This window comes from Acinetobacter stercoris (assembly GCF_900323515.1).
Taxonomy (GTDB): domain Bacteria; phylum Pseudomonadota; class Gammaproteobacteria; order Pseudomonadales; family Moraxellaceae; genus Acinetobacter; species Acinetobacter stercoris.
In genome coordinates, this window is sequence record NZ_OOGT01000143.1 from 1 (window position 1) to 10393 (window position 10393).

Consider the following 10393-nt stretch of genomic DNA (forward strand, 5'->3'; position numbering starts at 1 on the left):
CAATATAATTGCAAATATTATTGATATAAAGCCACACATACCAAGCATAGCTGGATCATTAGCTGATACGCCATTAAGCTCTTTAAAAAAAGTTACTGTGTTTACAGCAATATATTCATAAACACATAAATCTTGACCAAACTTATCAATTGTATAACCAGCTATTCCTGACAAAAATAAAGATATTAATGCTAAATATTTAATCATTTTTACAAACTCAATTTCAATGATGGGTCAAACTTCCAAGTTTCAACTTGTCTTTCTGGGTCAGCACGGCAAATTCCCTCACATCCATCAGGAATTGCAATAATGTCTCCATTCAGAGCCAACTTTATAGCTTCTTGCCATTTCCATGATCGTGCATAGACTGCATTTTCTAATCTTTCTTTTGGTATTTCGCCTTTTATCCAACTATTCAAAGCTTTTTCACCTGCATTGTAAAAAACAGTAGATTCTTGCAGAGTAAGTTTTCGACCTAATAAATTTCCACCACGTACAACATTTTTAGCTACTAGATCCATTGCAACCGTAGCATCTGTACAGATAACAACAAAAGTTTCATACAACCAATCAGGATTTCTTTTATCTATATTCATTAATTCAGCAGCCAATCCAACTTGCATTTCACCAAAACCATAGCTGTTATGGGGATATACTTCACCTAAATTTAAATAATAAGATAAAAGATTTTTTCTATATGCCCAGACTCCATGCATTTTCTCTTCAAATACAATAGATGCAACTATTTGTGGATCAATCCCATTCTTTACGCCTGCACTTTTTATCTCATTTCGAAGGTAAGCGACCATTCTTAAACCTTCAGGGACTGGATAAGTTGTCGCTATTCTATAATTCGGAATGCGATGTTTTACTTCTTGTTTGGTTTTTTCTTGAAATAATTTTAAATCATATTCCGTTATCACAGGTTTAGAATTCACGTCTTTTGTATAGGTATGCCCATAAATAATAACTTTAGGATTGTATTCTGTACCTGAAGGAAGAAATATTTTGAATGAAACTGTTGTTTTCTCAGGTACTTCATTTGCATTTAACTCAAATGAAACCTCCCACCCCAATCCATTTGATTGAAATGTAGTTTTATTTGTAGTTCCTATTCTTCCACTACTCGTTACAAAGGATGCAATATAACTAAATTTATTGAAATTTAAAATATTTTTGCTTTCTTTGATTCTCAATCTTGCGTAGGTTTTTGCCATGTTTCTTCTTCTTCAAGATGCGTATATTTATCAACCAAGTGGAAACTTATATTTTCTTGTTTTTCAGTGTAAATTGGTTTTGTATATCCCTCACTATCAGTAATGCCTTCTATAATCCCACCAGATTCAGTTACTGCAAAATAAGCTTTGTTTTTATGAGGTATGTTTTCAGCATCAGTTAATTGAACACTTAAATTAAACTTTCCATTATGAGATAGTGGCAAAATAGGCAAATGAGCAACAACTTGTTCACCTGATTTAAATAAATGTTGTCCTGCCTTAACTTCAAATTTTCCAGCCATAGTTATTAATCACTTTGATTTTGTTTATGTTATAGTCTAACTATACATAACTTTAATATATTTTATCAATGACTTTAATTGTTGCAATTAATTTAAACAATTATATTTTTTTAGCCAGTGATCAACGCTTAACTTTTGAATGCGCTCCATCCACTGGTTTACCAACTCATATATATCAAGATGGATATTCAAAAATCCAGTACTGGCAATATGGAGCAATTGTAATGTCGGGAGACGTCTTTCTTATGGATTTCTTTTATCAAGCTCTTATTTCTAGTGCTAAAAGCAATGATCATAACCTAGATGTTATATATATAGCACAAGTAGCATTAGCCGCATATTTACATTTATTTCTAAAACCAAAACAAATTTTTGGTTGTGCTTTCTTCTCAATATTTACATCTGAAGGAATGGAAATTATCCATCTTTCTATAAGTGACGACGTAATAAAATATGAAACTATTGAACCTATGCATGCACACTTTTCATTATTTGCTGGCTCACCAAATGATCCGATATATCAACAACTTGTAAACTGTCTAAGAAAGGATAAATCTTTTGAAAACTTCAAGGATTTTTATCATTATCATGCTGAATTATTGAAATATTTTTTTAAACGCCAACGCTCATTTGATGAGTCAATTACCAGCACTTTTGACCTATTTATTCAAAATAAAAAAAATGGAAAAGGTTTCACACAAATAATAGATAATTAATACTCTAATCAATTTGCATAATTTTATCCCTTAATTGTACTAGCTCAAACCTGATCTGACAGTTACCCATTTTTTATTGTACCTGTCAGGTTAAATTTGAGCTAAATTCTTCTCAGCCCAAATTCGTTTTCCATCAAGTAAAGTTTCAAATGGTGTGCGACCACATCTCATTTAGTGCAGAATAAGTTATAAACTCACAAGACATTAAAAAACCACTTAGGATTAATGCACCTAAGTGGTTGTTTTATTTGGTGGGCCCACACAGACTCGAACTGTGGACCAACGGATTATGAGTCCGCTGCTCTAACCGACTGAGCTATAGGCCCGATAAATACTTGTATATAAAGTATTTTCGAAGTGCATACTAGCGAAAAAAAAAATGAAAGACAAGAACTTTACATACGTCAAAGTCGGGTATGGGTATTAATTAATCAAAATTACCAATAAAATAGTTATAAAAGACTAATTTTCAAGCCAATTTAAATATGTTTTTTTTCATTACTTTTTTCTTTGTATCGCGCCAAAACTATTTCACTAACGCTCCACAAGCAGATGATCAATAACATGATACCAATAAAAATCAAAATTGAATCCAACATACTAAGGTCCTTTTTTGTTTAACTGCTTATCCACTCAGCAGCATATAGACTAAGATCTAATACATTATCTGTATTTTAACCTGTATATAGAAATCCAAATTTTGTTTCATATTATCGCTATAAATGATTATTCTATATTTTTAATATCGTATTTTCAGGCTATACGACAAAATAATATTGCCAAAACAGCATCTTCGTTTCAAACTACTCCCCAATTTTCTTAAATATTTTATAGCATGAAAAAACTGGGCGAACTCACGTTTAAACTGGCTGGATGGAAATACCACGTTGAACCTGATGTACTTGAAAATAAACAAGTCATTATTGGCTTTGAACATGCTTCAATGATGGATGCTGTACTCTCTCTTGCCCTTTTTCAAATATATGACATCAAGATCCATACCTTAATAAAAAAAGAACTTTTTAAAGGACCATTTAAACCTCTACTCGAAAAAATCGGTGGTATTGCTGTAGACCGTAAATCAAATCAAGATATTGTTTCTCAAATGGTTGAACATTTTCAAAGCAATGATCAGTTTAATTTGGTGATTGCTCCAGAAGCAACTCGAGCAAAAAATGGTGAAAGTAGAAAACCTATTCGTACAGGATTTTGGCACATTGCCAAAGCAGCAGGTGTTCCTATTGTTTTAATGTACGCAAATTCAAAAACCAGGCAAGGTGGAATTTTTGGAAAAATTTACCCCTCTGACCTAGATAACGATCTTGCTGAAATCAAAAAACTGTATAAAGAATATACAGGTCTGGATATTATCATTCCTGAACCTAAAAAAAATTAACAATTGGATATTTTCTAAAAAATAGGCACTTTCTCATGAAAATGTGCTTATGTTAGAATCTGTGCAATTTGATATGGCATAAAGCCAATCTGTAAGGAGCAAATTTCGCATGGCGGGTCATTCTAAGTGGGCCAATATTAAGCATCGTAAAGCAAAACAAGATGCCAGTCGCGGTAAAGTATTTACCAAATATATTCGTGAGCTTGTAACAGCGGCTAAATTAGGTGGTGGGGATCCTGCAAGTAACCCTCGTCTTCGCGCTGTAGTTGAAAAAGCACTTTCAGTAAACATGACCCGTGATACGATTAATCGCGCCATTCAACGTGGTGCTGGTGGTGAAGACAACGAAGATTTAAAAGAAATCACCTATGAAGGTTATGGCGTCGGTGGGGTTGCTGTCTTGGTAGAAACGATGACTGATAACTTAAACCGTACAGTACCAGATGTTCGCCACTGTTTCTCCAAAACAAACGGTAATTTAGGGACTTCTGGTTCAGTTGCCTACCTATTTACAAAACGTGGTGAAATCACTTTTGAGGATGTTTCTTTAGAAGACAAGATCATGGATGTTGCTCTAGAAGCTGGTGCTGAAGATATCGAAGTTGATGAAGATGAAATCTTAGTCATTACCACCCCTGAAAGCTTTGGTGATGTTCAAGATGCATTAAATGCTGCAGGCCTTAAATCTGACAATGCTGAAGTTGTAATGAGCCCTTCAACTAAGGCTGAAATCACTGATATTGATCAGGCTAAACAAATTATGAAAATGATTGACATGCTTGAAGATCTAGATGATGTTCAGAACGTTTACACTAACGTTGAATTTTCTGATGAGGTTTTAGCTCAGCTTGATGCTTGATCACTTATCTTTTCTAAAAACGCGCTAACAAGCGCGTTTTTTTGATTGATTTTAAAAATTATAACGACGGACATTATACATATTATCGTGCCTTCTTTCAGCATTTTTAACTGACCCCATAGTATTTTGTAATTTACCAGGCATCAGCTATTCTTTAATAAATTTTATAAATAACAATTAATTATTAATCTTTCTATATTGGAGTTTTCAATATGTTTGTTTCATTGGGATACACATTAAAAGACGGTGTTGAAATCATTGTCAAAGGTTATATTTTACATCCACACAATTTACATGAAACCTGGATTGTATTTAAAGATATCTTACTTATTGATCTCTATAGCGAGGCACATTATCGTTCAATCTCAGAAATCAATTTAGAACGCGTACTGGAGCATTTATATAATAAACATTTGCCAGGTTTACATGTTCCATCCACTCATGTTTATTACATAGATCGTAATGATCAAAACTTTCATGTTTCTTTCAATCACAAACGTAAGAAATTATTAAACCCACGTGATATTAAAGTCACAAAACATTCACTTAAGCCTATTACTGATGATGAGTTTCACTTACAAAGAATTGATCAAGCTAAAGCACTAATGGCGAAATTAGTTTAGGGTCTGTTAACACTTATAAACAGCTCGCGTTACAAGCTAAAATAGAGCAGATGAGGCATGAAATGAAGAGAATGATCAGACCATTTTTCAAATTTCATAATGGAGTCTGAGATAATTTTAATTGTAACCCTGCGCGAGTTCAGAAGTGCTAGGCGTAGTGAGACAAGAGTATTTTTATGAATGATCAGCAATAAAGTGATCATTCATAAAACCAGTACTTTTCTATACTTATAAAGTAAGATCAAGAATACATAGCGATGCACTAAACAGAGTCAGTAACATGTAGAACCTTAGAAAATTGTTTTACTTTCTCCAAAGTTGCTTGTACCCCATTTTTTTGTAAAGTTTCAACCAATGCCGAACCAATAATCACCAAATCTGCTTGACCCGACAATCTCCTGACTTGTTGCTCATCTTTGATACCAAAACCTATTCCAACAGGAATATTAAAATGCTTTTTCAATTGTTGTATTTTCTGAACTAAATCCTGCTGATGATTGAGTTGCATACCTGTAACCCCATTTTCAGAAACATGATATAGAAAACCAGTAGCATTTTTTGCAATGTGGCTTAAGCGTTCATCAGCTGTAGAGGGTGATGTCAAACAAATAAAGTGAATCAGATTTTCCTGAATATCTTCCAGATATTCCTGCTGATATTCATAGGGTAAATCAACGATCAGTATTCCATCAACCAAACCTTTTGCATCCCGCAAAAACTTTTTAAAACCGTACTGTAAAATCGGGTTTAAATAGCCCATTAAAACAATCGGTGTTTCATGATCTTTTTCTCGTATTTTTTCGACTAAATATAAAGTTTTTTTAAGTGTTTGCCCTGCATTTAATGCTCGAATATGTGCTGCCTGAATAGTTTCACCATCTGCAACAGGATCTGAAAAAGGCATTCCAATTTCAATAATATCAGCACCCGAATCGCCAAGCTGGCTCAACAACGCCAAACTGGTTTCAAAATCAGGATCGCCTGCTGTGAAATAACACACTAATCCACTTTTCTTTTGCTGCTTTAATAATTCCAGTTTTTGATCCAAACGATTCATGTTAAATCTCCTCATTTTTATAATTTTTCACGGTATTTAGATCTTTATCTCCACGACCACTCAAATTCACAATAATGATTTGATCTGGTTGCATCTGCTTTGCAAGTTTGCAGGCATAGGCTATCGCATGAGAACTTTCCAAAGCAGGTATAATGCCTTCTTTTCGAGTTAACAATTTAAATGCATCAATAGCTTCCTGATCAGTTGCTGATACATAATTTACCCGACCAGTTTCTTTTAATAAGGCATGTTCGGGACCAACACCAGGATAATCAAGACCTGCTGACACTGAGTGTGCTTCACTAATTTGTCCATCATCATTCTGTAATAAATAGGTCAAATTACCATGTAGCACACCTGGTTTCCCCCCTGATAGTGAAGCAGCATGGTAAGCAGTATCCAAGCCCTTCCCTCCAGCTTCTACACCAAAGCATTGTATATTTTCATCTTTTAAAAAGGCATGCATCAGCCCTATGGCATTTGACCCGCCTCCGATACAGGCAACCAACGCATCTGGTAATCTCTTTTCTTTTGTTAGAATCTGCTCACGTGCTTCTTTTCCAATAATTTTTTGAAACTCACGCACGATCATCGGGTATGGATGTGGTCCTGCTCCTGTACCTAACAAGTAATAGGTATCTTCTGCATGACTAATCCAGTCACGTAAGGCTTCATTCATTGCATCTTTGAGCGTGGCATTGCCTTTGGTTACACTTCGTACTTCTGCACCTAACAGTTTCATGCGTTCGACATTCATCTGTTGTCTTTGAATATCTGTTTCACCCATAAAAATGACACATTGCATATTAAACAAAGCACAAACTGTTGCAGTCGCCACACCATGTTGCCCTGCTCCAGTTTCAGCAATAATTCGGGTTTTCCCCATATTACGTGCCAATAAAATCTGACCAATGCAGTTATTAATCTTATGAGCGCCTGTATGATTTAGATCTTCACGTTTTAGATATATTTTCGCCCCTCCACAATATGCTGTTAGATTTTTTGCATAAAATAACGGGCTAGGACGTCCCACAAAATCATTCAACAACTGATGAAACTCATTCCCAAATTCTGGATTATCCTTGATTTTTAAAAATTCTTTTTCAAGTTTATTAATCGCTAACATCAGGCTTTCAGGCATATATTTGCCACCAAATTTCCCAAACCGACCTAATGCATCAGGTCCTTCACCTGTATATAAAAATGACATCTTTATTATCCAATCACTTAACTTTCTTTATTGTAGTCATTTAAACTTGTCTGAAAATTGATATATTCTAAACACCCTTTGTGAGAAAAATTTACATCATGGCTAAAAGAAATCTCCCTCCATTAAATGCATTACGAATGTTCGAAGCTGTCGCCAGAAATAATAGCTTTAGTCTTGCAGCAGATGAACTATATGTCACCCACAGTGCTGTCAGTCATCAGATCAAACAACTTGAAGCATGGATGGGTAAAAAATTACTCAATCGACATTCACATGGAACTTCACTGACATCTGATGGACAGCAGCTATTTACCACATGTATCCAGCTTTTCAATACACTCGAAAATTGTGTCGATAAAATCAAAAAACAGTCTGAAAGCATGATGCTGACTATAGGTGCCCCAAGCAGTTTTATGGCAAACTGGTTAATTCCCCGATTAGAAAAATTTGAAGAAAAATACCCTGAAGTTTCCATTAAGCTTATGACTTGCAATGATCTAAAAATGCTTGAAAAAAATCAGGTCGATTGCCTCATCATGAGTCATACTCAGCAAGAGACTATTCCCAAAAACATTACATCAATTCCACTCCTTGAAGATCGGATAGGTCCCGTGTGTACATCAAATCGAGCAAAAGAGTTACAGCAACCACAAGATGTTTTAAAACATCATTTATTACATACACAATCCAATCAGAATGCGTGGGCAATGTGGACAAAACAATACGGATTAAATATCGAGAATGCCAAGCACCAACGTCACTTTGATCATTTAAATCTAATGATAGAAGCAGCTGCCTCAGGCCTAGGTATTGCAATCGCTCCAGAAATTTTAGTTGAAAAAGAACTACTAAACCAACGTCTGGTTGCACCTTTTGGTTTTATCCATTGTGGTTCTTTTTTTTCATTATTGATTAAAAATGATGACTTAAACCATCATAGTATTAAAACTTTAGTTCAATGGTTCATTCATGAAATACAACCTCAGACCTGAAGTTGACGATGTAAAATCTTTTCGATAAATTCTGATTTCTTTAAGCGATATTCATCCATTTCAAGATGCTGACATTGTTTTTTTAATTGATTATATTGCGCTACATATTCAGGATTTTTTCTTAATAAATCCCTAAAGGTTAAGAAACACTCATACATAGAACCTTGAGCCACCAATTGAATGGCAACATCTTCCTCTATGTTTGATTGCAACATACAAAGCTCATGACTTCTAAATGTCCCCTGCTTTTCTTGAAAATCCAGAGTCTTAAGTATTGTTACATATTTCTCTAATTCAGTTATCTCAACTGCGATATAGATGTCTAAATCACCTTTTGAAATTGCATGAGGAATAGCAGATGAACCAATGTGCTCAATTTGAGCAGATGGTATTAGTTCATGAATTTTATTTTTATAAACTTCAAATAATCTTTCACATTTTTGCTGATATTGGTCTGTGCTATAAAATTGAATCAAGAAGACTCCTTCTATGCTCGACTTAGCAAACCTGTGCAATTGAAGACATTATATTCCTTGATTACAAAGCTTGAATGCAGTGCAACAACATGATCAATTTTACCAACACGGCGCAGCAGGATTTCACTATAATTTTCCATATCCTTAGCAACGACTTCCAAAATAAAGTCGGCCGATTGACCTGTAACCAGGAACGCATTAATCACTTCAGGAATATTTTCCAGTTCTTCTAAAAACATGGCAAAAGTATCGGTGTCATGTTTGTCTAGCGATACTTGTAAAAGCACATGCAGTTTAAAGCCCAGTTTCTCAAAATTAATATCACGCTTTAAATTCGTCATGATATTTGTTTCTATCAGATGTTTAATTCGGCGATGAATAGAGCTGACAGATAGATTAATTCGCTCTGAAAGCTCATTCAAGTTAACATCTTCATGAGTCAAAATTTCTAAAATCTGTTTATCAAAACGATCAAGTTCCATCTTTTCTCCAATTTTACAGATGTTCAGATCGGAATATGATTCGATCAGGATTTAACTCTTAATGGTTGCTGATTATACTAAAAAAGATCATTTCAGGATTTATAATGATACATGTATATCAAACACCGCGCCAATCCACTCGTGCATTGCGTTCAGTCAAGTATATACGCTGTACATACTGTCCAATAGGCATTTCTAAAAGTGCCTGCTGATAATCGTCAAACTCTTCTGTTGTTACAGTATCATGATCTTTTTCCCAAGGTGTATTCACAAGCCCTAAAAGAGGTGCGATCATTGAACATACCGCAATATCAGCCAACCCCAAACGATCCCCAACAAAATAACGGGCACCATTTTCTATTAATTTTTCATTTAATATTTCTATAATCTTTTGCATCTGGATTTTAGCATCTGCGATCTTCTCATCATCTAATTGATAACCTTTGGATACCAACTTTTTTAAGATCGGTTTTGAGAACTTTTCGAATTGTCTCAGGTAACCTTGTTCTCCTATCAAAATATCTATTGGCTCGTCCCCTTGTGCTAATGCATGTGCCAAACCAAAGCGACGTACATATACACCGAGTTCATTTGCTAAATGATTAATTTCCAGAGCTTGCTGACGTAAAATCTGGTCAGAGCGTAGTAGTGAATGCTCTGGATAAACTTCATCTAGGTACAAGGCTATTTGAGTTGAATCAGCAATATATTTTTCCTGATCCTTTAGAATGGGAAGTTTATTCTGACCTGTCTTGAGTTGGGCAAATGCACGATGTACACCAAGAATCAAGTTATGCGCTTCAAAATCAAGCTCTTTATGATCGAGCAACCAGCGAGCTTTTTCACAATAATGTGATAGAGGAAACTGGTAAAGTATGCGCATAAATTCTCCAAATTATATTTTTATATTGCTGTGATTTAAGTCTATATTGCTTTGTAACTTTAGTCAGCAGCGATTGTTTTAACAACCTGTTTTTTGTTCAATTATTTTTACAGGTCAAAGTTTATTCTCTTTTAATATTTATATATTTTTCTGTTTTCAATATGAATATTATGCATATTA

The 10393-nt window shown here is 34.6% G+C and carries 12 protein-coding genes, 1 tRNA gene and 1 pseudogene; 5 read left to right on the forward strand and 9 right to left on the reverse strand.

Annotation, left to right across the window (positions count from 1 at the left end; translation table 11 throughout):
• From KPC_RS13670 to KPC_RS13680, 3 genes and pseudogenes are all read right to left on the reverse strand, one after another.
• Positions 1-207: pseudogene (locus KPC_RS13670) on the reverse strand (hypothetical protein); the annotation flags it as partial.
• A gap of 2 nt (positions 208-209) precedes the next feature.
• Positions 210-1217 (reverse strand): hypothetical protein, encoded by a 1008-nt coding sequence (locus tag KPC_RS13675; protein ID WP_121974919.1) that lies wholly within the window; start codon positions 1215-1217, stop codon positions 210-212.
• Positions 1193-1519, reverse strand: coding sequence for a hypothetical protein (locus tag KPC_RS13680; RefSeq protein ID WP_121974920.1), 327 nt, complete (start codon positions 1517-1519; stop codon positions 1193-1195). Before KPC_RS13680 ends, KPC_RS13675 begins: the two co-directional genes overlap by 25 nt.
• Positions 1520-1587: 68 nt before the next feature.
• On the opposite strand from KPC_RS13680, the gene KPC_RS13685 reads away from it, so the two are divergent.
• Positions 1588-2235, forward strand: a complete 648-nt coding sequence (locus KPC_RS13685) for a hypothetical protein (RefSeq protein ID WP_121974921.1) — start codon at positions 1588-1590, stop codon at positions 2233-2235.
• A 249-nt stretch (positions 2236-2484) separates the two neighbouring features.
• Here KPC_RS13685 and KPC_RS13690 read toward each other — a convergent pair.
• A tRNA-Ile gene (locus KPC_RS13690) sits at positions 2485-2561 on the reverse strand.
• A 509-nt stretch (positions 2562-3070) separates the two neighbouring features.
• Here KPC_RS13690 and KPC_RS13695 point away from each other — a divergent pair.
• The 3 genes from KPC_RS13695 (at position 3071) to KPC_RS13705 (ending at position 5113) form a co-directional block, all read left to right on the forward strand.
• A complete protein-coding gene (locus tag KPC_RS13695; RefSeq protein ID WP_121974922.1) occupies positions 3071-3631 on the forward strand; it encodes a 1-acyl-sn-glycerol-3-phosphate acyltransferase in 561 nt (186 codons plus the stop codon).
• A gap of 109 nt (positions 3632-3740) precedes the next feature.
• Positions 3741-4490: a YebC/PmpR family DNA-binding transcriptional regulator gene (locus tag KPC_RS13700; protein WP_121974923.1), complete on the forward strand. Its 750-nt coding sequence runs from the start codon at positions 3741-3743 to the stop codon at positions 4488-4490.
• Between the two features lie 212 nt (positions 4491-4702).
• On the forward strand, positions 4703-5113 hold the full coding sequence (locus KPC_RS13705; RefSeq protein ID WP_121974924.1) for a hypothetical protein: 411 nt from the start codon (positions 4703-4705) through the stop codon (positions 5111-5113).
• 262 nt (positions 5114-5375) lie between these two features.
• Here the strand turns inward: KPC_RS13705 and trpA are convergent, their stop codons facing one another.
• Together trpA and trpB are read right to left on the reverse strand one after the other, a co-directional pair.
• A complete protein-coding gene (gene trpA, locus KPC_RS13710) occupies positions 5376-6170 on the reverse strand; it encodes a tryptophan synthase subunit alpha (RefSeq protein WP_121974925.1) in 795 nt (264 codons plus the stop codon).
• A gap of 1 nt (position 6171) precedes the next feature.
• Positions 6172-7380 (reverse strand): tryptophan synthase subunit beta, encoded by a 1209-nt coding sequence (gene trpB, locus KPC_RS13715; protein WP_121974926.1) that lies wholly within the window; start codon positions 7378-7380, stop codon positions 6172-6174.
• A 98-nt stretch (positions 7381-7478) separates the two neighbouring features.
• Between trpB and KPC_RS13720 the strand changes: the two genes are divergently transcribed.
• Positions 7479-8372, forward strand: coding sequence for a LysR substrate-binding domain-containing protein (locus KPC_RS13720; protein WP_121974927.1), 894 nt, complete (start codon positions 7479-7481; stop codon positions 8370-8372).
• On the opposite strand, the gene KPC_RS13725 is transcribed toward KPC_RS13720, so the two are convergent.
• From KPC_RS13725 to KPC_RS13735, 3 genes are all read right to left on the reverse strand, one after another.
• Positions 8363-8845: a GrpB family protein gene (locus tag KPC_RS13725; protein WP_121974930.1), complete on the reverse strand. Its 483-nt coding sequence runs from the start codon at positions 8843-8845 to the stop codon at positions 8363-8365. The two genes, KPC_RS13720 and KPC_RS13725, sit on opposite strands and share 10 nt — an antisense overlap.
• A 14-nt stretch (positions 8846-8859) precedes the next feature.
• The gene (locus KPC_RS13730; protein WP_121974928.1) at positions 8860-9330 is read right to left on the reverse strand and encodes an Lrp/AsnC family transcriptional regulator; all 471 of its coding nucleotides are present in this window, start codon (positions 9328-9330) and stop codon (positions 8860-8862) included.
• A 118-nt stretch (positions 9331-9448) separates the two neighbouring features.
• Positions 9449-10213 carry a glutathione S-transferase family protein gene (locus KPC_RS13735; protein WP_121974929.1) on the reverse strand — a complete coding sequence of 255 codons (765 nt, stop codon included), beginning with the start codon at positions 10211-10213 and terminating at the stop codon, positions 9449-9451.
• Positions 10214-10393 lie beyond the last annotated feature (180 nt).

Coding starts and splice junctions, on each gene's coding strand:
- KPC_RS13675 (WP_121974919.1), bottom strand. CDS start 1,217: ATGGCAAAAACCTACGCAAGATTGAGAATCAAAGAAAGCAAAAATATT.
- KPC_RS13680 (WP_121974920.1), bottom strand. CDS start 1,519: ATGGCTGGAAAATTTGAAGTTAAGGCAGGACAACATTTATTTAAATCA.
- KPC_RS13685 (WP_121974921.1), top strand. CDS start 1,588: ATGACTTTAATTGTTGCAATTAATTTAAACAATTATATTTTTTTAGCC.
- KPC_RS13695 (WP_121974922.1), top strand. CDS start 3,071: ATGAAAAAACTGGGCGAACTCACGTTTAAACTGGCTGGATGGAAATAC.
- KPC_RS13700 (WP_121974923.1), top strand. CDS start 3,741: ATGGCGGGTCATTCTAAGTGGGCCAATATTAAGCATCGTAAAGCAAAA.
- KPC_RS13705 (WP_121974924.1), top strand. CDS start 4,703: ATGTTTGTTTCATTGGGATACACATTAAAAGACGGTGTTGAAATCATT.
- trpA (WP_121974925.1), bottom strand. CDS start 6,170: ATGAATCGTTTGGATCAAAAACTGGAATTATTAAAGCAGCAAAAGAAA.
- trpB (WP_121974926.1), bottom strand. CDS start 7,380: ATGTCATTTTTATATACAGGTGAAGGACCTGATGCATTAGGTCGGTTT.
- KPC_RS13720 (WP_121974927.1), top strand. CDS start 7,479: ATGGCTAAAAGAAATCTCCCTCCATTAAATGCATTACGAATGTTCGAA.
- KPC_RS13730 (WP_121974928.1), bottom strand. CDS start 9,330: ATGGAACTTGATCGTTTTGATAAACAGATTTTAGAAATTTTGACTCAT.
- KPC_RS13735 (WP_121974929.1), bottom strand. CDS start 10,213: ATGCGCATACTTTACCAGTTTCCTCTATCACATTATTGTGAAAAAGCT.